Source organism: Enterococcus sp. DIV2453a (assembly GCF_050533535.1).
GTDB lineage: Bacteria > Bacillota > Bacilli > Lactobacillales > Enterococcaceae > Enterococcus > Enterococcus faecalis.
In genome coordinates this window covers 2,539,557-2,564,148 of record NZ_CP172899.1, presented here as the reverse complement: position 1 = coordinate 2,564,148, position 24,592 = coordinate 2,539,557, and the positions used below count along the sequence as shown (strand labels likewise).

Here is a 24,592-nt window from a genome sequence, read left to right as displayed (position 1 = left end):
GGAGGAGCGAACGTTTGATAAAATTAGTTGCTATTGATTTAGATGGAACATTATTAAATAGCCAAAAAGAGATTTCTTTACGGAATAAACAAGCACTGATGGCTGCGAAACAAGCAGGCGTGAAAGTTGTTATCTGCACAGGTCGACCTTTGGCAGCTATTGGTCCTTACTTAGAAGAATTAGGTTTACAAGATGAAGGCGATTATAGCATTACTTTTAACGGCGGGTTGGTTCAAAAAAATGATACAGGGGCCATTATTGAGAAAACATTGATGCCCTTGGAAGCGATTCATGAGCTGTACCAATTAGCAACCACACTCAACATGCCGTTTGATGTCTTATCCGATGAGGTCGTGATGCAATTGCCTTCTGCACCTAATTATCCTTCAATTTATAGTTCTTTAAACAAATTATTAACCTTTGAGTCCTACAAATTAGAAGAGTTAACCCCGAATCGAATTTATAACAAAGTTGTTGTTGCGATTGATGAAGCGTATTTAAATGAACGCATCAAGGAAATTCCGGCCTCCTTTTATGAGCGCTTTGAAATTATTAAAACGCGAAATAACTTATTAGAATTTATGCCAAAAGGGATTACGAAAGCCTATGGTATTTCCTTGTTAGCCAAAGATTTAGGAATCCGTGCAGAAGAAATCATGACCCTAGGGGACGAAGAAAATGATTTGCCGATGATCGAATACGCTGGCTTAGGTGTCGCCATGGCAAATGCGATTCCATTAGTTAAAGAAGCCGCAGATGTCGTTACAGACACGAATGACCAAGATGGCGTTGCCAAAGCGGTCGAAAAATATATTTTAACGCCGTTGGAAGGAGGCCAATAAGAATGGGATTTTTTGATAAAATTAAAAAAGCTTTTTCCGCTGAAAAAAAGGAAGAAGAAAAACAAGAGATAATTGAAGAAACAGCAGACGAAACACCAAGTGATGAATCAGCGCCTGCTGAATCAAAAGAAACCGCAACAGAAGAGGCGCAAACAACGCCAGAAACGACAGCGGAAGAAGTCACAGAAACAGCCGATTTAACAGATAACGCTGAAATGGAAAAATTAGCTGGCGTAGAAGAAGCATTAGAAGAAGAGCCAGAAGAAATCTTGACAGAGAAAACACAAGAAGTTGTTGTGGAAGCGCCTGAGGAAGAAAGTAGTGTCGTAACTCCGTTGGCAGAACCAACAGACACGCAGGTTTCAGAAGAAATTGAAGAGTCAAAAGAAGAGCAAGTCCAAGAAAAATATGAAAAAGGCTTGGAAAAAACGCGTAAAACATTTGGTCAACGGTTGAACGAATTGTTTGCTAATTTCCGAAGCGTTGATGAAGATTTCTTTGAAGAATTAGAAGAAACGTTAATTGGTGCAGACGTAGGCTTTGATACATCCTTAAAAATTACAGAAGCCTTACGACAAGAAGTGAAACTGCGAAACGTGAAAAAACCAGCTCAAGTTCAAAATACCATCATTGAAAAAATGGTTGATTTGTATGAAGAAGCAGGAATTAATGAAAATAACGCGATTAACTTACAGCCAAATGGCTTAACCGTGATTTTATTTGTTGGTGTTAATGGAGTTGGTAAAACAACCAGCATTGGTAAATTAGCCCATCAATACAAGTTGGAAGGAAAGAAAGTTTTAATGGCCGCTGCCGATACGTTCCGAGCGGGCGCCATCGACCAATTAGTTGTTTGGGGCGAACGGGCTGGCGTTGAAGTTGTACGTGGAAATGCTGGCGGCGACCCAGCAGCGGTCGTTTTCGATGCAGTGGAACGTGCCAAAGCAGAACAGGCCGATGTTTTGCTAGTGGATACAGCAGGTCGTTTACAAAATAAAGTCAACTTAATGAAGGAATTAGAAAAAATTAAACGAGTCATTCAACGAGAAATTCCAGATGCGCCTCACGAAGTTCTCTTAGTCGTGGACGCAACTACTGGGCAAAATGCGATGACACAAGCCAAACAGTTCAAAGAAACAACCGATGTCACTGGCTTAGTTTTAACCAAACTAGACGGAACAGCCAAAGGTGGTATTGTCATTGCTATTCGGAATGAATTACACTTGCCAGTGAAATTAGTTGGTCTAGGTGAAGGCATTAACGATTTAGAACCATTCAATGCCAACGATTTCGCAATGGGCTTATTTAAAGGCTTATTAAAAGATGTTTAGTTGTAGAAAATAAACAGGTTTGGGAAGAACGTGGGACAGGAGTATTTAGCTTCAAGAATGAAGAAGCTACTCCTGTCCCGCCGTTTATTTTAGGATTGAGACGGATGTTCTAAGTTCTTCCTAAATCGTTTCTGAAAAAAATGAAGGAGTGAGGGAGAAGATGACAGAACAAATATGGATTGAGAAGTTAGGATTAGAAGCGCATCCTGAGGGCGGTTATTTTAAACAAACCAATAAAAGTGAACAATTGATTCCGACCAAACGAGGCGAACGGGCATTGCATACAGCGATTTTGTTTCTATTAAACACAGAAAGTCCATCACATTTTCATCGTTTAAAAGCGGATGAATTATGGTTTTTTCACGATGGTCAGCCATTAACCGTTCACTGTATTTTTCCTGATGGAACGTATCAAGCTGTTCAGTTAGGGAAAGACTTAGTTCAAGGACAACAGCTTTCGTTCTCAGTTCCTGCCGGCACAATCTTTGGCTCTACAGTAGCGACAGGATTTGCGTTAGTCAGTTGTGTGGTTACACCAGGCTTTGAGTTTGAAGACTTCGAGTTATTTACTCAAGCGGAATTGTTAAACGATTATCCACAACATAGTGAAATCATTCAGCACTTGGCTTATCGAGAATTACCTTAAGAAAACGTTTTAGTAACATTTCTTTTATGAATATGCTAGTATAAATCAAACAAGCTTGTTGATTTTGTCGCAACGCACACTTAGCTGTCGTAGATGATTAAAAGAAAGGGATGAATCACATGGGCACAATGGTTTTTGTTAACTTCCCAGTAGCGGATGTCCAACGTTCTACAGCATTTTATGAAAAACTTGGATTCAAAAAGAACGAGGAATTTTCAACAGAGGAAGCTAGTTCGATGATGTGGGATGATCAATTTTGGATTATGTTGTTGAACCATGACTTTTATGGAAAATTTATCCAAGAAAAGCAAATTATTGATGCGCAAACAACCAGTGGGGCATTAATTTCCTTTAGTTTAGAGAGTGCCGAAGCCGTAAAACAGTTTGGTGAAACCGCCAAAGCTAACGGAGGCAACTGCTACCGAGTTGATATGGGAATACCAGAAGAGCAAATGTATGGCTTAGAAGTGCAAGATTTGGATGGCAATAGCTTAGAACCTGTCTGGATGAAGATGTAAAAAGAGCCGCAAAATCTCTACAGAAAAAATATTATAATCAAACAAAAATATACGCCATTCTTCAAACTTAGATTAAAAAGTCTAACTTTGAAAATGGTGTATATTCTTTTACATTTGAATTACTTCATCAAATTTACTAGAAATATCATTGTTTACATGATGAAGAACAGCAAGGACTGTTTTAGAACTTTCAGCTAATAGGGATAAAACTTTTTCAGTATTTTCTTTATCTGTTGAAGAAGTTGGTTCATCTACCAATAAAAATGGACGATTTTCATATAGCGCCCGAGCCAAGGAAACTAACATAGCCTCACCACCACTGATTGTGGCAGTAGATTGATTGGAAATTATTTCAAAATTGGCACCAAAAACTTTTTTACCAATTTCATGTAACTTCTCTTTATTAGGTTTATTGAAAGAAGTAATATTTTCTGCGACTGTCCCATCATAAAGCTTGGCTTTTTGGGAAACATAGCCAATCATTGTCGAGAAGTCGACTGTGCGTAATTCTTGTTGTTGATTCAATAATATTTTTCCTTGATACTGATTTATCTCTTGTGTCAACAATTTTAGGAAAGATGATTTTCCACTTCCGTTTTTACCAATGATTATATACTTTTTTCCTGAATATAATTCTAAATTAATCGGACCAATATTTTTTTCTTCATAAGTAATCAAAACATTATTAAATAAAATTGTTTTGGGAACTATAGAAGAATGAAGAAGTTCAGGTTCGGTGGAAAGCAAGACATCATTAACTTTGCGAATCTCTTTTGTAGAATAAAGTTCTGTTAATACAGTTGAGAGCCAAAAAATAGGAGTAGTAATTGTTTCGACAGATTGTGTTATCGCTAATAGTTCGGGAAAAGTCAATTCTTGCTGGCGAATTAAAAAAATACCTATTAATAACAAACCAATTTGAATAAACCACCCACAAGTATCATTAATAACTGTTATCGTTGATTGGAAAAAATTATTCTTGAAAAAATGTTTTTCAGCTTCTTTGTTTTTTTGAGAAAAACGAGGAAAGAGACGTTTGCCAATAGAAAAAATTTTTAATACTGCTAAGTCTTCAAAAATATCTTGCAATGTTTGTACAATATTAGCTTGTGAATCATTAAATTTTTTTTGATGTATAGCGATTTTTTTGACAAACTGTTTCGTTGTAAAAAAAGAAATCAACGTTAAGGCTAATAAATAGAGCCAAATATGCCAATTAATTGTCAGAATTAATAGCGAACCTAGAGAAAATGAACAAATAAAATAAATCAAACTAATTAGCGCACCTAGATATTTTTTTATCACAAAAGGATTGTCAATCGTCATTATTTTAACAACTTTTTCTGTAGGATATTTTTTTATTAAAGTAGCCAGCGGTAACCGAATCAAAGCTTGGTACATTTGATTATTCATTTTTTTTAAAGAACTGGCAAAAAAATGTTGTTGAACAATTTGTGATCCTAAATTAATTAAAACAAGACTAAATAGAATTCCTAAGTTGATACAAACTAAGATGTAAAAAGGTAAAGTTTGTTCTTGTTTAATATAATTGGAGTCGAATAAAATCAGTAGCGAAAAAATCGGTTTGTAGGTAGCGAAAAGTAATGTCATCAGAAATGTAGCAAGGAATAACTTTCGATTTTTACTGAATAAAAATTTAAGCATCGAGGTGGGATGTCCTTTCTATGAATAATCTAAAAGTGTGAAATTGTCTATAAAAAAAATTGGTAAACTTAATCACCTCCAGTCTATATTTGTATTTTTCTGAATTTTTGATTAGAATTATGTTAACAAATAAAATTAAGAAAAAATCAGTTTGTACACTTTAGTCACAAGTATTATAAAAAGGAGTGATGGTGGTGAAATGGAATTTTGGGAAAGTTTATAAGGAGGTAAGAGAGTCTAAAGGTATTTCGCAGAAAAAAATTTGTCATGAAGCATTATCCAGAACAACCTTATCCAAATTAGAAAATTGTAAAATAATGCCCAGTTATCAAACTATGGAGTATTTATTACAACAAATAAATATGAGTTTTTCTGAGTTCGAGTATATATGTAATGTTTATCAGCCCCAGGAAAGAGAGTGTATCATTGAAGAATTCAATTCTTTAATAAATAATACAGACAAAGTGAATATCAAGGACTTACTAAAACGATGCGAAAAATTTTTAAAAATAACGGATGATTATTATATCAAAGATATTCAGATGCTATTAAAAGCTCAGTTAGCCTTCCAATTAGAATCAATGAGTAGCAATGTGTGCAAATCGAAACTGCTAATTAGTCAAATTTGGACTAGATTAGAGAAAATGGATGTATGGTATTATAATGAGATTCGCTTACTTAATGGTATTTTGTTTTATTTCCCACTTGAAACAATCGAAGCCATATCCGATAAGTTATTGTATTCTTTAAAGAAATACAGTACATATGCTAAAATTAAAGATCTTGAAATATCTATATTGACTAATTTATCAACCATTTATTTGAAAAATTGTAAGATGGCTGAGTGTGAAAATGTTTTGCTTCGAATGAAACAACTAGCACTAGATTTAAAACGGTATGATTTTTTAGGCGTTTATTTTGTTAGAATGGGAATTTGTGAAAAAAATAGCGTACTAATAGAGCGAGGAATGAAAATCTTAACATTAACCGATGAAAACGAATTAATCGAAGAACTGAATAAAGAAATCGAATTTTTTAAGATGACTGAACAATAGAGTATAAATTAAGAGCCGCAAAATCTCTACAGATTTTGCGGCTCTTTTCCTACAAAAAACTATTGTAAATTATTGGCATTAGTTGCTTCAACGCCATAAGAATCAGCTACTTTTTTCAAGCTAAATCCTTTTCCGTAGACTTCACTCGCACTCATTGAAATCAAAAAGGCTTCTTCATCAATCTCAAGAATGGCTTCTTTTAAGCGGGGAAAATCTTTTTCACGAATGACGGTCATTAAGAGCATACCTTTCGCGCTTCGATAACCGCCTTCGATTGGCACCAAGGTCACACCTTTATCTAGTTCACGTAATAAGCGTTCTTGAATAGCGACATATTTTGGTGAAATAATCATCACATTCTTCGAGCGAACCAGACCAACTTGAATCATGTCAACGACACGACCAATTGTAAATAAACAAATTAAAGAGAATAACACAATATCTGCATTAAAAGCGTACATTGCTGATAAAATGACTAAACCATCGACGAATAAAATAGCAATACCTAAGGAAACTTTGAAGTATTTATTGACAATTTGTGAAATGATTGCTGTCCCACCAGTTGAAGCATTGCCACGGAAAACCAAGCCTAGGCCAGCACCTGTAATAATACCGCCAAATAATGCTGCTAGAAAAATATTATGTGTTAAAACAGGCATCCCTGAAGTAATTCCTACAAAAAATGGATAAATAAGACTGCCGTAAATGGTTTTGACACCGACCTCTTTCCCAAGAAGTAAGAAACAAAGCACTAAAAGAGGAATATTGATGGCGTAAAGAACAATGGCGGGACTAATCCCGAAAACATAATTAATAACAATACTAATGCCATTGGCTCCGCCTGCGACAAGTTTATTTGGCAATAAGACCGCATTGATTGAAATGGCCAAAATGAATGCACCAACTGTTACATAGGCGGTGTCTTTTAAACGTTGGGCTGTAAAAAATTTGTTCATAAAATACCTCCAATTATTTATTAGTTTAGTGAATGATGACATAAAAAAAGACAGAACATGAGAGACAAGCCTAATCGACTTATGTCCCACACTCTAAATCTTCAACTAATCAACTGAACACTTTTTCCTTATACTAACATGAAATACGACAAGAAAACATAGTGAACAAACAATTTTTTGGAAAAGCTCTCAATTTATTGAAGGCAAAAAAGTCAAAAAGCGGCCAGCCCAAATAGCTTCATGATGCTGGATAATTTGTGCCGCGGTTAAATGTCCATTATCCAAGGTGGAAGTGGTTTTCGGTGTCATCAAACACGTATAGCCTAAACCATGAGCCATCCGAATTGTAGTGTCCACACAAAACTCGGTTTGCACGCCAGCAATTTCTAACGTTTGAATGGCTTGTTCCGTCAATAAATCATTTAAATTTGTTTGGTAAAAGGCATTCGCATGTGTTTTGCGGATGAAAAAATCTGTAGGTTGTGCATCCAGTTTTTCAAAAAGTTGCCAAGAGTCTGAGTCAAAAGGTAATTCGGTTTCTTCATGTTGAACAAAAATAATGGGCGCATGGTGTTGGCGGTAGACAGCAATACGCTGATTGACCTTTTCCAACACTGCTGGTAGACGGTACAATTGCTGCGACGGACTTTCGATGCCTTTTTGAAAGTCAATTAAAAGTAATGCACGATTTTTCATGAGCAATCCCCACTTTCTATAAACTAGTTGTTTTCAGTATAACGGAAAAAGGCGCTCTCTAAAAGTGTCTCGAAAATTCCCAAGCGAACGTTCAAAAAAACAGCATATTTACTCGTTTTCCTATATAATAGTAAGAGAAACAGATAGTTTGTAGAAAGAAAGGCGACAAGATGAATTATAGAGAATTAATGCAAAAGAAAAATGTTCGTCCTTACGTATTGATGGCTCGTTTTGGTTTAGAAAAAGAAAACCAACGTAGTACACGAGAAGGGCTTTTAGCGACAACTGATCATCCCACGGTTTTTGGTAACCGTTCTTATCATCCATATATTCAAACAGATTTTAGTGAAACACAATTAGAACTAATCACGCCTGTAGCAAATAGCGGCACAGAAATGCTTCGTTTTTTAGATGCCATTCACGATGTGGCTCGTCGTTCGATTCCAGAAGATGAAATGCTGTGGCCATTAAGTATGCCGCCACGATTACCAACAAAAGATGAAGAGATTAAAATCGCTAAATTAGATCAATATGATGCGGTGTTATATCGTCGTTATTTGGCAAAAGAGTATGGCAAACGAAAACAAATGGTCAGCGGAATTCATTTTAATTTTGAATATGACCAAGCCCTGATTCAGCAATTATATGATGAACAATCCGAAGTGACAGATTGCAAACAATTTAAAACGAAAGTGTACATGAAAGTTGCCCGTAACTTTTTACGTTATCGTTGGTTAATTACGTATCTTTTTGGGGCTTCGCCAGTTAGTGAAGACGGCTACTTTAGGGTCTATGACGACCAACCGCAAGAACCTATTCGCAGTATTCGGAATAGTACGTATGGCTACAGAAATCATGACAATGTGAAAGTATCGTATGCCTCATTGGAACGCTATTTAGAAGATATTCATCGCATGGTGGAAAATGGTTTACTTTCTGAAGAAAAAGAATTTTATGCGCCTGTGCGCTTACGTGGTGGGAAACAAATGTCTGATCTGCCTAAAACAGGTATTCGCTATATCGAGTTGCGTAATTTAGACTTAAATCCTTTTTCACGTTTAGGCATTGTGGAAGATACTGTGGATTTCTTACATTATTTTATGTTGTATTTATTGTGGACAGATGAAAAAGAAGAAGCGGATGAATGGGTAAAAACTGGCGATATTTTTAATGAACAAGTGGCTCTTGGTCATCCTCATGAAACGATTAAGTTAATTGCAGAAGGCGATCGGATTTTTTCAGAAATGATTGATATGTTAGATGCTCTAGGCATTCGTAAAGGTAAAGAAGTTGTCGGTAAGTATTATCAACAACTGCGGAATCCACAAGACACCGTTTCTGGCAAAATGTGGACGATTATTCAAGAAAACTCCAACAGTGAACTGGGAAATATTTTTGGAAACCAATATCAAAGTATGGCCTTTGAACGCCCTTATCAATTAGCTGGTTTCCGTGAGATGGAATTATCCACACAAATTTTCTTATTTGATGCGATTCAAAAAGGTTTGGAAATCGAAATTTTAGATGAACAAGAGCAATTTTTGAAACTGCAACATGGCGAGCACATTGAATACGTCAAAAATGCCAACATGACTAGCAAAGATAACTACGTGGTACCATTGATTATGGAAAACAAAACCGTGACAAAGAAAATTTTGTCTGCAGCAGGGTTCCATGTGCCTGGCGGTGAAGAATTTTCATCTTTTATTGAGGCACAAGAAGCACATTTACGCTACGCCAATAAAGCGTTTGTCGTGAAACCAAAATCAACGAATTACGGTTTAGGAATTACCATTTTTAAAGAAGGCGCTTCGTTGGAAGACTTTACGGAAGCGTTACGGATTGCTTTTAAAGAGGACACAGCGGTTTTAATTGAAGAGTTTTTACCTGGAACAGAATATCGGTTCTTTGTGTTAGATAATGATGTAAAAGCCATCATGTTGCGCGTGCCAGCCAATGTTACCGGAGATGGCAAACACACTGTAGAAGAATTGGTGGCCGCTAAAAATAGTGATCCATTGCGGGGGACCAATCACCGTGCACCACTAGAATTAATCCAGTTAAATGATTTAGAAAAACTAATGTTGAAAGAACAAGGTTTAACTATCTATTCTGTGCCAGAAAAAGAGCAAATCGTGTACTTGCGAGAAAATTCTAATGTTAGCACGGGCGGGGATTCGATTGATATGACCGATGTCATTGATGATAGTTATAAACAAATCGCCATTGAGGCCGTAGCTGCTTTAGGAGCCAAAATTTGTGGCATTGATTTAATCATTCCTGACAAAGACGTAAAAGGCACACGTGATAGCTTAACGTACGGGATTATCGAAGCGAACTTTAATCCAGCCATGCACATGCATGTGTATCCATACGCTGGACAGGGTAGACGCTTGACAATGGACGTTTTAAAACTTTTATACCCAGAAGTGGTTCAATAAAAAAAGAATATCGCCAAAAAATTCATAATAGATTTTTTGGCGGTATTCTTTATAAAAACGTTTTCTTGGTGAACCCAATAGGTTATACTAAAACTATTACCAATGAAAGTTGTATGACGGTGGCTCTGAGTTAGAGAGGCAGGTGATGCCTATGTGTATCCGATGCACTTTAACGAAAGGAGCATTTTTTGTCAATCGAAGCGGCATTGGAATTGATGATTAGTTTTGCAACCCTTGTTGCGTTACTGATTTTCGGTATCCTTGAAGCAACGAAAAACAATAAAAAATAACCGTTCACACGCTTCGTAGGCCGAACGGTTAAGATTCAAAACTTAACTCAGTAAGCCACCAGTTCTTATAACTGGTGTTGGTATAAAAGGAGAGGTATGTAGTAGCATATCTCTCTTTTCATTTTCATAATAGCATAATTCTATTTAAAATGGAAGCGCTCATAACTTATATCATTTTATAGAAAATTCCTATAAAAACGTTTTCTTAGTGAACCCAATAGGTTATACTAAAGCTATTACCAATGAAAGTTGTATGACGGTGGCTCTGAGTTAGAGAGGCAGGTGATGCCTATGTGTATCCGATGCACTTTAACGAAAGGAGCATTTTTTTTGTCAATCGAAGCGACATTGGAATTGATGATTAGTTTTGCAACCCTTGTTGCGTTACTGATTTTCGGTATCCTTGAAGCAACGAAAAACAATAAAAAATAACCGTTCATAAGCTTGACAGGCCGAACGGTTAAATAGTAACAAAAATTTAACTCAGTAAGCCACCAGTTCTTATAACTGGCGCTGGTATAAAGGAGAGGTATGTACCCGCATACCTCTCTTTTTCATCTTTATAATAGCACAATTCTATTATAAATGGAAGCGCTCATAACTTATGTTTAAACAATCCAATGACTCATAACTTTTCTTGAGCTTTTTATGAGTGAAATAGTTTTTGCCAGAAGCCTTTTTTAGCTGTTGGCTCTTCTTTTGGCGTTTCGGTTGCTTGAGGATATTTTTCTGTAACGTCAATCACAGGTTCATCGACTGCATGTTTTTCAGCTAACAGTAAGCCGAGAGAGTCAGGGTTGTTCTCCACAAAATTGTTAACAATCTTAAAGGTTGCGCCATGCTGATTTAATAATTTAATATAGGTACTTTGCAGGTCAGAAGAGATTTCGCCATTTAAAAGTACTGTAACTTCAGGATGCTTCGCTAATTCTTCTAATAAATGTTGTTGATTCTGTGTATCTTTCATTTCAGCGACGGTCATGGAGAGACGGCAGCGTTCACGAAATGTACCCATATATTTGTGTTGTTCTTCAGGATTGACGAGGGGCGTACCGTACATTCCTTTATCCAGACGTTGTTGTAAGTCATCATTCGCCATTCAGTAACACTCCTTTCATAACGTTTCCCTCCATTATAGCATATCTTAGATAAGTCGTTGGTCAGTCGGCTTGAGAAGAAGTTTTTAAGAAAGGAAAAAAAGTGGTTGCATTTGTGATGGTTTTCTCATACACTGTAATTAAGAATGAGAATCATTCTCAATTAAATAAAAATGGAGTTTTCTCATGAAAAAGATTGGTTTGTTTGTTCTACTATTACTTTTCAGTTTATTGTCATTAGTGATAGGGGTGAAGGACATTGCACTTTCTCAGTTGTTTCAATTAGATGCGCAGCAACAATTTGTTTTATTTACCACCCGTGTTCCCCGCACGTTGAGTTTAATCATTGCTGGTAGTACGATGAGTATTTCTGGCTTGATTATGCAGCAACTCACACAAAATAAATTTGTCGCTCCTAGTGTCGCTGGAACAACCGATAGTGCAAGGTTGGGTATTTTAGTCGCAATGTTATTTTTCCCAACAGCTCCGTTTCTCTATCGAACGGCAATTGCTTTTATTTTTGCGCTAAGCGGGACCTTATTATTCTTAGCGCTCATTCGATTATTACCAAGTAAGAATCAAGTGATGGTCCCTTTGGTGGGCGTGATGTTTGGTAACATTCTAGGCTCAATTGCCACATTTTTTGCCTATCAATACCAATTGGTTCAAAATATGTCTGCTTGGTTACAAGGAAATTTTTCCACAGTTATGAAAGGGAATTATGAATGGTTATTCTTAATGATTCCTTTGTGGTTTGTTATTTATTTATTTGCTTATCATTTCACTGTCGTTGGTATGGGTGAAGCATTTGCAAATAGTCTTGGCGTCCATTACCAGCGAATTCAGTTTTTAGGTTTGACGCTGGTTGCTTTAGCAAGTGCCATCGTTTTATTGATGGTGGGGAATATTCCGTTTTTAGGAGTTGTGATTCCCAATCTCGTGTCTTTACGTTATGGCGATCATATGAAAAATACCTTGTGGTTAACTGGGATTTGTGGGAGTTTGTTCTTGTTAATCTGTGATATTTTAGCACGAGTATTGATTGCCCCCTATGAAATTCCTGTCAGCGTGGTTGTCGGAACATTAGGGAGCATTTTGTTCATTTTATTATTACTAAGGGGGCGCAAACAATGAAACGGCCTTTAAAAAAATGGCTTTCATTACTTTTGCTTTTAGCTGCCGTAGTAATTGTGAGCCTTTGTTATTTAACTTATAACACTTATGGCAATTGGTCCTTTGCTTTGGCGTTACGAGGGAAAAAGTTATTGGCTTTTATATTTGTCGGAATCGCTGCGGCTTTTTCAACCATTAGTTTCCAAACGGTCACGCAAAATCATTTCCTAACGCCAAACATTTTAGGGATGGATTCCTTGTATGTCTTTGTGCAGACGGTGTTATTTTTTCTTTTAGGAGGCGCACAAGCGTTAGGTCAAGTAAGTCTTGGCTCGTTTTTGATGAACGTCTTTTTAATGGTGTTTTTAAGTACTAGTTTATCGTATTTTCTATTACGCAAAAATCAATCCGATTTATTTTTATTATTGATGATTGGCATGATTTTAGGTACTTTTTTCAGTAGTATTAGTACGTTTTTACAAGTGATTATGGATCCTAACGAATACGACTTACTCCAAGGAAAGTTGTTTGCCAGTTTTGGTAACGTCAATAGTCAGTATCTCGTTTTCGTTGGTGTGGCGGTACTCATGATTTGTGGGATACTTTGGCGGGAAAGTTACCGTTTAGACGTTTTACATTTAGGGAACCATCAAGCCCAGAATTTGGGGATTGCTGTGAATCAGTTTCAATTAGTGTTGTTGTGTTTGATCAGTAGTCTGGTCGGCTTATCAACAGCATTAGTGGGACCGATTACATTTTTAGGTTTTATCGTAGCCAATATGAGTTATCAATTCATGAAAACCTATCGCCACCGAGAACTGTTTGTGGCAGGGAGTTTAATAGCAGTCTTTTTACTGGTGTTCGGTCAATTGATGGTTGAACAGGTCTTTCATTTGAATACCCCGCTCAGTGTCGTGATTCAATTTGTTGGGGGCGTTTATTTTATATGGAAAATTATTGCAGAAAGGAAGCAACGCACATGATCCAGATGAGTGATGTATCAAAAAAATATGGCGATAAATTTGTCGTTTCAGACATTGATTTACCTATTTCTGAAGGCAAATTAACGGCCTTTATTGGGCCAAATGGCGCTGGGAAAAGCACGCTGCTAGCCATGATGAGTCGCTTAATTCCCAAAGATACCGGGGAAATTTATCTGGACAAGCAAGAAGTAAAAACCTGGAAGCAATCGGCTTTTTCACAAAAAATTGCCCTTTTAAAACAAGCCAACGGTGTACAACTTAAATTAACTGTGCGAGAACTAGTCAATTTTGGCCGTTTTCCTTATTCCAAAGGTCGCTTAAAAAGCGCTGACCATGAAAAAGTAACAGAAGCACTGGAACAATTGGGCTTAACTGAAATGGCGGAAGAATACATTGATACCCTTTCTGGGGGCCAATTACAACGGGCGTATATTGCCATGATTTTAGCCCAAGATACCGATTATATTTTATTAGATGAGCCCTTAAATAACCTCGACATGAATTATGCGGTTCAAATGATGCAGATTCTTAAACGCTTAGTGGATGAACTAGGAAAAACGATTCTGATTGTTCTACATGATATTAATTTTGCCGCGAGCTATGCAGATGAAATTGTCGCCATGAAAGGCGGAAAGCTCTATGCGCATGGCGCAACAGAAGAAGTTATTCAAACAAGTATTTTAAATGATCTTTATGAAATGAATATCCGGATTTGTGAAATTGAAGGAAAACGCTTTTGTCTTTATCACTAAATCGGGCAATTTAAAAATAACGTTTTTGGAGGAAAAGAATGAAAAAGAAATTTTTAGCAATGATGGCAGTTTCAATGATGGGACTGTTGATGTTAAGTGCTTGTCAAACAAATAAAAAAACAGCAGATTCTGCAACAAAAGAAACAACAGCTAAAACGGAAGTCACAGTCAAAGACACCAATGGTCAATTAACCGTTCCCAAAAATCCTCAGAAAGTCGTTGTTTTTGATAATGGTTCCTTGGATACAATGGACGCACTAGGTGTCGGTGACCGCGTGGTAGGTGCGCCAACCAAAAATATCCCTGCGTATTTGAAAAAATACCAAAAAGTTGAATCAGCAGGCGGCATTAAAGAACCAGATTTAGAAAAAATCAATCAACTAAAACCAGACTTAATTATTATCTCTGGTCGTCAACAAGACTATCAAGAACAATTAAAAGCCATTGCGCCAACCATTTACTTAGCTGTAGATGCCAAAAATCCTTGGGCATCAACGAAACAAAATATCGAAACGTTAGGCACTATTTTTGATAAAGAAGAGGTAGCTAAAGAAAAAATAACTGGCTTAGAAAAAGAAATTGCTGACGTGAAAAAACAAGCAGAAGCTAGCGCGAATAATGCGCTTGTTGTGTTAGTTAACGAAGGACAACTTTCCGCTTACGGAAAAGGCTCTCGTTTCGGTTTAATTCATGATACATTTGGCTTCAAAGCAGCAGACGATAAGATTGAAGCTTCCACTCATGGGCAAAGTGTTTCTTACGAATATGTTTTAGAAAAAAATCCTGGGATTCTCTTTGTGGTAGATCGCACCAAAGCAATTGGTGGAGATGATTCGAAAGATAACGTCGCTGCAAACGAATTGATTCAAAAAACCGATGCTGGTAAAAATGATAAAGTCATTATGCTTCAACCAGATGTTTGGTATCTAAGCGGTGGTGGATTAGAATCAATGCATTTGATGATAGAAGATGTTAAAAAAGGATTAGAGTAAAATTGTTTTAGAAAAGAGGGATTGAAACCTCTTTTCTTTTTTTAATGAAAAACAAAAAAGTTTTAAATTAAAAATGTGGTTGACGGCCTCGAAAATGTTTGCTAAACTATCCGTAAATCAGTATGATTGATGAAACAAATAAAAGAACAAAATGTGATGAGAAGGAAAGTACTTTTTAAAATAGCTTGCAGAGAGCCTCGTTTGGTGAGAAGAGGTAGTGACGTTAAAGGGGAAAATGGCCTTTGAACAGGTTGATTGAAGCCGTTTGCTTAAACCAATTCAGGTGCGCCTGTTATAGCGCTACAGTATGATTGTACTGGAAACGAGCGGATCTTTTTTAGCGAAGAGATCAACAAAGGTGGTACCGCGATTGCATAAGCATTCGTCCTTTTTAGGACGAATGCTTTTTTTATTTGTTTAAAAAATATGAGGGGGCAACAACATGAAATTGGGGAAAAAAGTAGTAGGTTTGATTGCAACAGGGTTTCTTTTAGCCGCATGTGGCGGAACCAAAGAAGCAGCAGAGAAAGTAGATTCGGGAAATTTAGCAGCTGAACAAAAAATCAGTATTAGTTCACCTGCACCAATCTCAACATTGGATACAACACAAACAACAGATAAAAATACCTTTACAATGGCGCAACATTTATTTGAAGGCCTGTATCGGTTTGATGATGATAGTGCCACGGTGCCAGCTCTAGCAAAAGATGTCAAGATTAGTGACGATGGGCGCAAGTACCACTTTACCTTGCGGGAAGGGATTAAGTGGAGTAACGGCGAGCCAATCACGGCCCAAGATTTTGTTTATTCTTGGAAAAAACTGGTGACACCAGCGACGATTGGACCGAATGCCTATTTACTAGATAGTGTTAAAAATAGTTTTGAAATACGCAACGGTGAAAAGTCAGTCGATGAATTAGGGATTTCAGCCCCTAATGACAAAGAATTCATTGTTGAATTAAAACAGGCCCAACCTTCCTTCTTAGCAGTCGTTTCGATTGCTTGGTTAGCGCCACAAAATCAAAAATTTGTCGAAGCGCAAGGTAAAGATTACGCCTTGGATAGTGAACATTTACTTTATAGCGGGCCATTTACGCTAGCCAATTGGGATGCGACTTCAGATACTTGGACATTGAAAAAAAATCCAGAATACTATGATGCGGATCAAGTGAAACTGGAAGAAGTTGCGGTTAGCACAATCAAAGAAGATAATACTGGGATTAATTTATATCAAGCGAATGAACTAGACTTAGTTCGCATTAACGGACAATATGTTCAACAATATCAAGATGATCCAGGCTATGTCAGTCATCCAGATGTGGCCAACTACTTCTTAGATTTCAACAAAAAAGAAGGAACGCCATTAGCGAATGTTCATTTACGAAAAGCGATTGGCCAAGCAATTGATAAAGAAGCCTTAACACAAAGTGTCTTAAACGATGGGTCAAAACCCCTCAACGGATTGATTCCAAGTAAACTTTATGCGAACCCAGAAACAGATGAAGATTTCCGAGCTTACAGTGGCGAATATTTGAAAAATGACGTCAAAAAAGCCCAAGCTGAATGGACGAAAGCCCAGGCGGATGTCGGTAAAAAAGTGAAACTTTCATTGCTGGCGGCAGATACAGATCAAGGAAAACGAATTGCTGAATATGTTCAAAGTCAGTTGCAAGAAAATCTGCCAGGTTTAGAAATTACCATTTCATCGCAACCAAGTAATAATGTGAACCAATCGCGACGTGAAAAAAATTATGAGTTGTCTCTTTCAGGATGGATTGCCGGCAGTAGTGAATTAGACTCTTACTTTAACTTATATGCAGGAGAATCAAGTTACAATTATGGCAATTATCATAATGCCAAATACGACCAATTGGTAGAAGATGCACGAACGATTAATGCCAATAATCCAGAGAAACAGTTTGCAGAATACAAAGAAGCGGAAGACATCTTGTTGAACCAAGATGCTGCCCAAGTACCGCTGTATCAAAGTGCCTCAAATTATCTAATCAATCCTAAATTGAAAGGCATTAGTTATCACTTGTATGGGGATTATTTCCACTTGCGCAATGCCTATTTAACAGAATGATTCAGGAAGAAGGAGTAAAAAATGGAAAAATTAGTCGAACGATTTTTAACTTACGTGAAAGTTAACACCCGTTCAGATGCCAATAGTCAAACCACACCGACGACGGTCGGTCAAGTGGTTTTAGCCAAAATGATTGAAACAGAACTTCATGAATTAGGCTTGGCCGATGTGCATTATAACGAACAAAACGGCTTTTTAACGGCACGGTTGCCGGGTAACCAACCTGCAGCGAAGAGTATTGGGTTGATTGCACATCTGGATACGGCGGATTTTTCAGCAGAAAATATCCGTCCCAAAGTCATCACTAATTATGATGGCCAAGATGTCCTCTTGAATCAAGAACAAGGCATCGTTTTATCGGTTGCTGAATTTCCCAATTTAAAAGAGTATCAAGGGGAAACGTTGATTACTACAGACGGAACCACACTTTTAGGAGCAGATGACAAAGCGGGAATTGTCGAGATATTAGCTGCTGTTGAGTATTTTTTGGCACATCCAGAAGTAGCGCGGGGGGATGTTTGGCTCGCCTTCGGTCCAGATGAAGAGATTGGACGCGGGGCCGATCAATTTGATGCGCCGAACTTCCCAGTCGCTTTTGCGTATACGATTGACAGTGGCCGCGTGGGGCATTTCGAGTATGAAACGTTTAACGCTGCTCAAGCTGTGATAACAATTGAGGGAACCAGTGTCCATCCGGGAACGGCCTATGGTTCGTTAGTAAATGCCATTAAATTAGGCGAACAACTTGATCAATCACTGCCGCAAAAGGAAGTACCAGAACAAACACGTGGAAATGAAGGATTTTATTTACTCAATAAATTTACAGGAAGTATTGAAAAAGCAGAACTTGTCTATATCATTCGGGATCATGATCAAGAAAACTTTCAAGCGAGAAAGCAATTTTTGGAAAAACAAGTCCAACGTTTAAATGCGCTGGCGGATAAACCCAGACTAACAATTACTTTCCAAGACCAATACTATAATATGAAGGAAATCATCGAAAAAGATTGGACGCCTGTAGAATTGGCCGTCCAAGCAATGGAAAGTTGTGACATTGAACCAATCATCACACCATTTCGTGGCGGGACAGATGGTTCTAAGATTTCTTTCAAGGGCATTCCCACGCCTAATCTATTTACAGGTGGCGAGAATTTTCATGGGCAATATGAATTCATTACCGTTGAATCAATGGCCAAAGCTGTTCAAACGATCATTGCCATCATTCGCTTAAACGCTAATTAAAGAAACACGCAAGGGAAATGCCGATTTTCCTTGCGTGTTTCGCTGTTTTTCGGTAAAGTATGTAGAAAAGTAGGGAGTTTTGCTCATGAATTATCCATTGATTTTTGCAGAAAACCAACGAATCGAAACCGAACGCTTGATTTTAAGGCCCGTCACATTAGCCGATGCAGAGGATATGTACGAATATGCTTCAGATGAGGAAACGGTCCGCTATGTGTTTTTGAAAAACCAAACAATCGCTGAAACACGAAAAAACATTGCTAAATATTTTATGGGGGAACCTTTAGGAAAATATGGGATTGAAGTGAAAGAAACGGGCAAAATGATTGGCACGATTGATTTGCGGGTCAATGAAACCAATAATATTGGAGAATTAGGCTATGTCTTGAACCGTGCCTTTTGGGGCAATGGCTACATGCCTGAAGCCGCGACGGCGTTAGTTGAACTGGGTTTTGCAAAAATGAAACTCATGAGAATCTTTGCTTTACATGATCAAGACAATCCAGCTTCTGGTCGTGTCATGGAGAAAATTGGTTTTACCTACGAAGGAACACTGCCCAATGCCCGAATTAGTAAAGGGAAAATTGTCACAGATGTTTATCGTGGGATGACACTGGAAACATGGCAAAATCGACAAAAATAGAAGCGGAAGACAAGTTAAGAGAGGAATTAGAGAAATGTTGATGTTTACAGAAAAAGAATTCGCAGCCTTTGAAGTTGCTGGATTAGATGAACGAATGGCGGTTATCCGTGCGCAAATTCAACCTATTTTTCAAGAATTAGACACGTATTTTGCCGAACAACTAGCGCCTGAACTAGGAACGGAGTTGTTTGTCCATATTGCGCAACATCGCCGTCGCACCGTGTATCCACCAGAAAATACTTGGTCAGCACTTAGCCCGAATAAGCGCGGCTATAAAATGCAGCCGCATTTTCAATTAGGCATTTGGGGCGACTATGTGTTTATGTGGTTGTCATTTATTGATAATCCTAAAAATGAAAAGCAGATTGCGCAAGCCTTTTTAGAGAATCAGCAATTATTCCAAGCATTACCAGAAGATACGTATGTTTCTTTGAATCACACGGTTCCTCAAATTACTCCGCTACCAGACACGGATTTAGAAAAAGCCTTAACTCGTTTTAGAGATGTAAAAAAAGGTGAGTTTGAAATTGGGCGCATCATTCCCGAAGATAGTGCTTTGTGGCAAAACCCTGAAAAAGCACGAGCTTATATGTTGGCAACCTATCAACAACTCCTGCCATTGTACCAATTAGCTGTTGCCCAATAAGAGAAACAGACAGCATTTTGTGTTTTAGTGTTATTTTATCGAATTATCTAATCGTCAAAAATGAGAAAAGCTCACAATGTTAGTATCGAAAACTAACATTGTGAGCTTTTCTGAGGTTTGGTTAGCAAAAATTTAAGAAATTAAAGGCGATTTCTAAAGGATAAACGTGTTTCGACAATCATTTTCAAAGGATAATTTTAAATAACAAAGCACGAAACGCTTGTTATATAAGGGTTTTGTGGGAAATAGGGTTGTCAAATGGAAAATAATGGTGTTTTGGAAAGCTTTTTCTTTGTTATTATAGAGATATGAAAAAAGGTGGTTTGAGCAGTAATTGTAGAGAAACTCAAATCTGTTGTTGAATTAAAAGGAGGTTTTTAAATGAAAAAAAAGCGTTATTTAATGATTGTGTTCCTACTATTTTCCCCTAGTTTTTTTATAAATGTTGAAGCGTCTGAACGTGGTTCTAGTTCGGTGGGGATTGAATTTTACAAAAAGGCACCCCCGAAAGAAGAGCCCTCACCGAAAACAGATCAACCAGGGGCAAGTCCCAAGGGGAAAGGACCAGGACAGACGAGCACTAATCAAGGTATGGCAGGTGGTCAAGGCGCCATTACCACTGGCAATAAACAGCTACCGCGCACAGGGAGTAAGCGGCAGGCAAATCTTAGCATTCTCGGCTTGGTCTTAATTGGTTTAGTGGGAATCGTACATAGAAAGAAGGAACGACATGAAACAGATAAAATTTAAACAGTTAGCAACATTTGGCTTATGTTGTTCATTATTAGTTAATTCATTGACAGGAGTCACAGCGGTTGCGGAAACTGTGACGATTGAAAGTAGTCCAACCGCGGAAAGCAGCGTGAAGGAAGAAACGACAAAAGCTAGTACAGAAACAAGTGAGACAACGACTGAAACAAGTCGAGAAGGTATGAAAGAGCAAGAAACAGAAGAATTTGTAAAGCAAGAAGTAGTAAAGGAGAAGGTGGAACAAGATATAGTAGCACCATCAATTAATAAAATTTCACCACGTGCGACAGTCATTTTTCCAGAATCTATCTTTCAAATTGGGTTTGTTGATGAGAAGGGTGCCTTAGTTGCTCCAGAAAATTTCTCAATTAAATACGACTATATCAATTGGGAACAAAATGATTATTCGAATAGATTTACTAGTTCAATAATTACACCAAATGTTGAAGTACCAAACGTAAATGGTCTTAAACAAATAGTATTACCTGCTGCAAATATTGCACAGACAAACTATCCAGGACCAAACGGCGCAGGAACACAAAATGCCTATAGGGGAACAGCACCTACTAACTTTTCTATTAGTATTCCTAAATATTATGAAAATCTTAGTCTCTACGATCAGTCGGGAAATATAAGTCCAGCCTATCCTTTACCGATTGTAAAACAACGGAATAATTCAGGTCTAGCGGCTCTTAGCACTACTAGCATATATTTCTATATGAATGTTAAAAAGAAAGTTGATGGAACATATACTAATACTATTGAGAATAACTTTACGACAACAACTCTTCGTTGGCCAATTATTATGGAAAGGCGGGTAGATTCTGTCACTATGGATACTCACTATTCTTATTATTCAGAGGGGCCAGTATATTACCACTTAACCAATCGCAAGGTAACCGAAAACTTCAAAGACGTAAACGGTACAGCAATCCCAGCGCCAACTGGTTTCACTCAAGGCAAAAAAACAAGTATCACCAATAATGATTATACGTTTACTCAAGGTGGTATCTTACCAAACACTTACACAGCTAATAATGGCAAAGCATACAAATTCAAAGGCTGGTATAAAGGGAAAACTGAACCAGCTACACTGGAAATAAGTAAAACACCAAGTTATGCTGTTACTTATGATGACAACGATGATTTGAATGTGGTCTATGAGGAAGTGGCAACCAAAGCGTACACACTGCCAAGTGAAGAAATTTCTTTTGGCTATGTTGATGAAAAAGGAGAATTAATCAATCCAGCCAACTTTACTATCGAAGCTGAATTAGGCGATAGCAGTGAAACAGAAACTACAGTTTTATCAAAGATTTATGGTACGAATGATACGAGTAACATGCTAAAAAAACTTGCTATTCCAGGGAAATCGTACACAATTCCAGAGGGGAGTATAAAAACATATGGCACTCGCTATGTGAATCACACCATTCCTAAATACTATAAGACATTATCAATCAGCCCAACAGCTACTTATACAGGCGATAAGACAAAATATCCTATGGCAAATGAAGTTCGTAAAAATATTGAAGCTCCGAATGCTACTGTAAGTACAACTAGTGGTACAACTTCCTATCGTTTATCAACAAATGGTACTGTTTTTGGCACTCGGCGATTACCTTGGTCCTGGGATACCAATAAAACTGCGTATGCAATGGGAATCTATTCTGGATTGGTTGGTAATAACTACAATTTAGCAGCACCAGATAAAACCATTTATTACTACTTAGAAAACCGCCGTGTCACCGAAAACTTCGTTGATAGTAATGGAACGAAAATTACACCGCCAACTGGTTTCACACAAGGCAAACAAACCGTGATTGATAGTGAGAACTTCACCTACACCAGTGCCAAAGCCTTGCCAGATACCTACACAGTAGGGGACAAAAACTACAAGTTCAAAGGTTGGTACAAAGGCACTGATCAAACCAAAATGAAAACGACGAAAACACCAAGTTATGCCGTCACTTACGATGACAAGGATGACATGACGGCAGTCTATGAAGAAGTGCAAGAAATCACTGTTCACCCAGGATTCTACGCAGAGTTTGTCGATGAACAAGGTCAAGCGTTCACGAATCCACTTACGCTTTCTGGAAACTATACAGAATTTTTCAGAAAAACCGCCACTAGTCCCTTTGAAGCAACAGGTTCGCTTTACCCAATGGTGGGAAGTAAAGAGGCGACCGTTGCTAATCGCTATAAAGTAGAAACAAAGCAAAACGTCTTGATTCCTAATGATTATGAACTTTTTTCTGATCTACCAACAGGTGTTTTAAATAAAGGTTTTGCGTTGAACAACTTTGATATTACGAATGAATTGAAGTATGTTGACAAAGTGGAAGCAACAACGAAAACCATTACGTTGTACGACTACGAGACCATTAGTGACATTGGCACCAACCTTCTATCGGATTCAGCAACGACTAGTTTTACTAGTTTTGAAACAGTGTTTAACAGAGAGACGAACAATACTTTTTCTGTTAAGGCAAGGTGGGGCCAATCAGGACTAACAAGAGATGTCCTTCCTAGTCTATTATTTCTAACTAGTGCAAATTCCCAACCAAGATTATTTGGTTTCGATGGAACTAGCGACTACAAGCAAACGATAAACTATAAAGTCACACGAAAACAAGTCACCGAAAACTTTGTTGATGCCACTGGTGCTAAAATTACGCCACCGACAGGTTTCACGCAAGGGAAACAAACACCAATGACAAGTAACAGCTTCACCTACACCAGTGCCAAAGCCTTGCCAGCCACCTACACAGTAGGGGACAAAAACTACAAGTTCAAAGGTTGGTACAAAGGTACTGATAAAACTGCGTTGAAAACGACGAAAACGCCAAGTTATGCCGTAACTTACGATGATAAAGACGACATGACGGCAGTCTATGAGGAAGTCCAAGCAACGGCAGAAATGACCGTTAGTCGGTTACTAGAAGTTGTCTCCAATGAAGCTTCTATGATTTGGACAGTTAGGCTAAAAAACACTAGTGAAGTTCCATTGACCAACGTTAAACTAGCACCAACGGCCAAATGGGCGGCAGGTATTTCGGCGCCGACCCAATTAGCTGTTCGCCTTGGTAATACGCCAAATAAAATTATTCCAGTGACGGCAGAACAATGGCGCACAGGAGTTAACTTGGGTGTGGAAATTCCGGTGAATGGTGAAGCTTTAGTGACAGTGAACACAGCGAAAATCACTGGGGAACCAAGACAACTTTTAACCGCAGAAATGACAGCAAGTGGGAATTTTTTCCCAGTGACAGCTAGTAACTTTGTACGTATTCAAGGCGAAGATCAAACGATTGAGCCAACACCAGCAGAAGAAGGCTTCATTAGTACGCCGACGTTTGACTTTGGAAAAATTATGATTAGCGGTAGTACTAAGCAGTACGGCCTGAAAAAAGCAGCTGATTATTATGGGAATGGCACACGTAATCCGTATTTGCGGATAAAGAAAAGCCAACCCAATTGGCAGTTGACAGCACAATTATCACAGCTAAAAGCGTCTGCCGATAGTTTGCCAACTAGTACGCGCTTATTATTAGGCAATGCAGACGTTGCAACAATCGAAAACTATAATCAAGTCACAGAATTAACGAATAAAGTTGGAATTACGGAGCCGTTAGCTTTGACGAGTGACGGCACATCTACACCAGTAATTCTTAATAACCAATTTACAGGTAATGATGTCTATCAATTAGATTTTGATTTTGCCAATGTGAAATTAGAAGTCCCTGCCAATCAAGGGAAAATAAATGAGAAATATCAAGGAACGGTGACGTGGAACTTAGTCACTGGACCTTAAAAAAATAGTAAACCGCCCTCAAAAAGTCTAA

22 protein-coding genes and 1 other annotated feature are annotated in these 24,592 nt (G+C 37.8%); of the genes, 18 read left to right on the top strand and 4 right to left on the bottom strand.

Annotated features, from left to right (window positions below; translation table 11 throughout):
- Positions 1-14 precede the first annotated feature (14 nt).
- The 4 genes from IGK03_RS12420 (at position 15) to IGK03_RS12405 (ending at position 3,337) form a co-directional block, all read left to right on the top strand.
- Positions 15-842, top strand: a complete 828-nt coding sequence (locus tag IGK03_RS12420) for a Cof-type HAD-IIB family hydrolase (protein WP_002359053.1) — start codon at positions 15-17, stop codon at positions 840-842.
- 2 nt (positions 843-844) lie between these two features.
- The gene (gene ftsY, locus IGK03_RS12415; protein ID WP_075578744.1) at positions 845-2,173 is read left to right on the top strand and encodes a signal recognition particle-docking protein FtsY; all 1,329 of its coding nucleotides are present in this window, start codon (positions 845-847) and stop codon (positions 2,171-2,173) included.
- A 160-nt stretch (positions 2,174-2,333) separates the two neighbouring features.
- Complete coding sequence (locus tag IGK03_RS12410; RefSeq protein ID WP_016617386.1) at positions 2,334-2,819, top strand: cupin domain-containing protein; 486 nt, start codon at positions 2,334-2,336, stop codon at positions 2,817-2,819.
- Between the two features lie 119 nt (positions 2,820-2,938).
- Positions 2,939-3,337 carry a VOC family protein gene (locus IGK03_RS12405; RefSeq protein WP_002354951.1) on the top strand — a complete coding sequence of 133 codons (399 nt, stop codon included), beginning with the start codon at positions 2,939-2,941 and terminating at the stop codon, positions 3,335-3,337.
- A 108-nt stretch (positions 3,338-3,445) separates the two neighbouring features.
- Here IGK03_RS12405 and IGK03_RS12400 read toward each other — a convergent pair whose 3' ends face one another.
- The gene (locus IGK03_RS12400; RefSeq protein ID WP_080487593.1) at positions 3,446-5,002 is read right to left on the bottom strand and encodes an ATP-binding cassette domain-containing protein; all 1,557 of its coding nucleotides are present in this window, start codon (positions 5,000-5,002) and stop codon (positions 3,446-3,448) included.
- Positions 5,003-5,190: 188 nt separating this feature from the next.
- On the opposite strand from IGK03_RS12400, the gene IGK03_RS12395 reads away from it, so the two are divergent.
- On the top strand, positions 5,191-6,057 hold the full coding sequence (locus tag IGK03_RS12395) for a helix-turn-helix domain-containing protein (protein ID WP_002415662.1): 867 nt from the start codon (positions 5,191-5,193) through the stop codon (positions 6,055-6,057).
- A 59-nt stretch (positions 6,058-6,116) separates the two neighbouring features.
- Here the strand turns inward: IGK03_RS12395 and IGK03_RS12390 are convergent, their stop codons facing one another.
- Together IGK03_RS12390 and IGK03_RS12385 are read right to left on the bottom strand one after the other, a co-directional pair.
- Complete coding sequence (locus IGK03_RS12390; protein ID WP_002365354.1) at positions 6,117-7,013, bottom strand: YitT family protein; 897 nt, start codon at positions 7,011-7,013, stop codon at positions 6,117-6,119.
- Between the two features lie 189 nt (positions 7,014-7,202).
- Entirely contained in the window at positions 7,203-7,709 is a 507-nt protein-coding gene (locus IGK03_RS12385) for a cysteine hydrolase family protein (RefSeq protein WP_202334920.1), read from the bottom strand.
- Between the two features lie 170 nt (positions 7,710-7,879).
- On the opposite strand from IGK03_RS12385, the gene gshAB reads away from it, so the two are divergent.
- The 3 genes from gshAB to IGK03_RS12370 all read left to right on the top strand — a co-directional run bounded on the left by gshAB (position 7,880) and on the right by IGK03_RS12370 (position 10,872).
- A complete protein-coding gene (gene gshAB, locus IGK03_RS12380; RefSeq protein WP_002372833.1) occupies positions 7,880-10,150 on the top strand; it encodes a bifunctional glutamate--cysteine ligase/glutathione synthetase in 2,271 nt (756 codons plus the stop codon).
- Positions 10,151-10,338: 188 nt separating this feature from the next.
- A complete protein-coding gene (locus tag IGK03_RS12375; protein WP_224800345.1) occupies positions 10,339-10,440 on the top strand; it encodes a putative holin-like toxin in 102 nt (33 codons plus the stop codon).
- A 330-nt stretch (positions 10,441-10,770) separates the two neighbouring features.
- Positions 10,771-10,872, top strand: coding sequence for a putative holin-like toxin (locus tag IGK03_RS12370; protein WP_162780856.1), 102 nt, complete (start codon positions 10,771-10,773; stop codon positions 10,870-10,872).
- A 214-nt stretch (positions 10,873-11,086) separates the two neighbouring features.
- On the opposite strand, the gene IGK03_RS12365 is transcribed toward IGK03_RS12370, so the two are convergent.
- Positions 11,087-11,539 (bottom strand): YueI family protein, encoded by a 453-nt coding sequence (locus IGK03_RS12365; RefSeq protein ID WP_010707017.1) that lies wholly within the window; start codon positions 11,537-11,539, stop codon positions 11,087-11,089.
- Positions 11,540-11,723: 184 nt separating this feature from the next.
- On the opposite strand from IGK03_RS12365, the gene IGK03_RS12360 reads away from it, so the two are divergent.
- From IGK03_RS12360 to IGK03_RS12315, 10 genes are all read left to right on the top strand, one after another.
- A complete protein-coding gene (locus tag IGK03_RS12360) occupies positions 11,724-12,671 on the top strand; it encodes an ABC transporter permease (protein ID WP_002354960.1) in 948 nt (315 codons plus the stop codon).
- Positions 12,668-13,633, top strand: coding sequence for an iron chelate uptake ABC transporter family permease subunit (locus IGK03_RS12355; protein ID WP_002371665.1), 966 nt, complete (start codon positions 12,668-12,670; stop codon positions 13,631-13,633). Before IGK03_RS12360 ends, IGK03_RS12355 begins: the two co-directional genes overlap by 4 nt.
- Positions 13,630-14,385, top strand: coding sequence for an ABC transporter ATP-binding protein (locus IGK03_RS12350; protein ID WP_002354962.1), 756 nt, complete (start codon positions 13,630-13,632; stop codon positions 14,383-14,385). The genes IGK03_RS12355 and IGK03_RS12350 overlap by 4 nt, the downstream gene beginning before the upstream one ends.
- 38 nt (positions 14,386-14,423) lie before the next feature.
- Positions 14,424-15,377 (top strand): siderophore ABC transporter substrate-binding protein, encoded by a 954-nt coding sequence (locus tag IGK03_RS12345; protein ID WP_010713727.1) that lies wholly within the window; start codon positions 14,424-14,426, stop codon positions 15,375-15,377.
- 147 nt (positions 15,378-15,524) lie between these two features.
- Positions 15,525-15,770 (top strand) — a binding site (T-box leader).
- A 49-nt stretch (positions 15,771-15,819) separates the two neighbouring features.
- Positions 15,820-17,463 carry a peptide ABC transporter substrate-binding protein gene (locus IGK03_RS12340; protein ID WP_002359061.1) on the top strand — a complete coding sequence of 548 codons (1,644 nt, stop codon included), beginning with the start codon at positions 15,820-15,822 and terminating at the stop codon, positions 17,461-17,463.
- Positions 17,464-17,484: 21 nt separating this feature from the next.
- Positions 17,485-18,705, top strand: coding sequence for a peptidase T (gene pepT / locus IGK03_RS12335; protein WP_430602360.1), 1,221 nt, complete (start codon positions 17,485-17,487; stop codon positions 18,703-18,705).
- An 85-nt stretch (positions 18,706-18,790) separates the two neighbouring features.
- Positions 18,791-19,348: a GNAT family N-acetyltransferase gene (locus tag IGK03_RS12330; RefSeq protein WP_202334918.1), complete on the top strand. Its 558-nt coding sequence runs from the start codon at positions 18,791-18,793 to the stop codon at positions 19,346-19,348.
- Positions 19,349-19,382: 34 nt separating this feature from the next.
- Positions 19,383-19,994, top strand: a complete 612-nt coding sequence (locus tag IGK03_RS12325) for a YktB family protein (RefSeq protein ID WP_202334917.1) — start codon at positions 19,383-19,385, stop codon at positions 19,992-19,994.
- Between the two features lie 381 nt (positions 19,995-20,375).
- A complete protein-coding gene (locus IGK03_RS12320; RefSeq protein WP_202334916.1) occupies positions 20,376-20,744 on the top strand; it encodes an LPXTG cell wall anchor domain-containing protein in 369 nt (122 codons plus the stop codon).
- Complete coding sequence (locus IGK03_RS12315; RefSeq protein ID WP_202334915.1) at positions 20,725-24,561, top strand: WxL domain-containing protein; 3,837 nt, start codon at positions 20,725-20,727, stop codon at positions 24,559-24,561. Before IGK03_RS12320 ends, IGK03_RS12315 begins: the two co-directional genes overlap by 20 nt.
- The last annotated feature ends 31 nt before the right edge of the window (positions 24,562-24,592 follow it).

What these genes read in the sequence shown, in the direction of transcription:
- IGK03_RS12350 (WP_002354962.1), top strand. Translation starts at nt 13,630, where the DNA reads ATGATCCAGATGAGTGATGTATCAAAAAAATATGGCGATAAATTTGTC.
- IGK03_RS12385 (WP_202334920.1), bottom strand. Translation starts at nt 7,709, where the DNA reads ATGAAAAATCGTGCATTACTTTTAATTGACTTTCAAAAAGGCATCGAA.
- IGK03_RS12365 (WP_010707017.1), bottom strand. Translation starts at nt 11,539, where the DNA reads ATGGCGAATGATGACTTACAACAACGTCTGGATAAAGGAATGTACGGT.
- IGK03_RS12325 (WP_202334917.1), top strand. Translation starts at nt 19,383, where the DNA reads ATGTTGATGTTTACAGAAAAAGAATTCGCAGCCTTTGAAGTTGCTGGA.
- gshAB (WP_002372833.1), top strand. Translation starts at nt 7,880, where the DNA reads ATGAATTATAGAGAATTAATGCAAAAGAAAAATGTTCGTCCTTACGTA.
- IGK03_RS12330 (WP_202334918.1), top strand. Translation starts at nt 18,791, where the DNA reads ATGAATTATCCATTGATTTTTGCAGAAAACCAACGAATCGAAACCGAA.
- IGK03_RS12390 (WP_002365354.1), bottom strand. Translation starts at nt 7,013, where the DNA reads ATGAACAAATTTTTTACAGCCCAACGTTTAAAAGACACCGCCTATGTA.
- IGK03_RS12405 (WP_002354951.1), top strand. Translation starts at nt 2,939, where the DNA reads ATGGGCACAATGGTTTTTGTTAACTTCCCAGTAGCGGATGTCCAACGT.
- IGK03_RS12315 (WP_202334915.1), top strand. Translation starts at nt 20,725, where the DNA reads ATGAAACAGATAAAATTTAAACAGTTAGCAACATTTGGCTTATGTTGT.
- IGK03_RS12345 (WP_010713727.1), top strand. Translation starts at nt 14,424, where the DNA reads ATGAAAAAGAAATTTTTAGCAATGATGGCAGTTTCAATGATGGGACTG.
- ftsY (WP_075578744.1), top strand. Translation starts at nt 845, where the DNA reads ATGGGATTTTTTGATAAAATTAAAAAAGCTTTTTCCGCTGAAAAAAAG.
- IGK03_RS12340 (WP_002359061.1), top strand. Translation starts at nt 15,820, where the DNA reads ATGAAATTGGGGAAAAAAGTAGTAGGTTTGATTGCAACAGGGTTTCTT.
- pepT (WP_430602360.1), top strand. Translation starts at nt 17,485, where the DNA reads ATGGAAAAATTAGTCGAACGATTTTTAACTTACGTGAAAGTTAACACC.
- IGK03_RS12355 (WP_002371665.1), top strand. Translation starts at nt 12,668, where the DNA reads ATGAAACGGCCTTTAAAAAAATGGCTTTCATTACTTTTGCTTTTAGCT.
- IGK03_RS12320 (WP_202334916.1), top strand. Translation starts at nt 20,376, where the DNA reads ATGAAAAAAAAGCGTTATTTAATGATTGTGTTCCTACTATTTTCCCCT.
- IGK03_RS12395 (WP_002415662.1), top strand. Translation starts at nt 5,191, where the DNA reads ATGGTGGTGAAATGGAATTTTGGGAAAGTTTATAAGGAGGTAAGAGAG.
- IGK03_RS12410 (WP_016617386.1), top strand. Translation starts at nt 2,334, where the DNA reads ATGACAGAACAAATATGGATTGAGAAGTTAGGATTAGAAGCGCATCCT.
- IGK03_RS12400 (WP_080487593.1), bottom strand. Translation starts at nt 5,002, where the DNA reads ATGCTTAAATTTTTATTCAGTAAAAATCGAAAGTTATTCCTTGCTACA.
- IGK03_RS12360 (WP_002354960.1), top strand. Translation starts at nt 11,724, where the DNA reads ATGAAAAAGATTGGTTTGTTTGTTCTACTATTACTTTTCAGTTTATTG.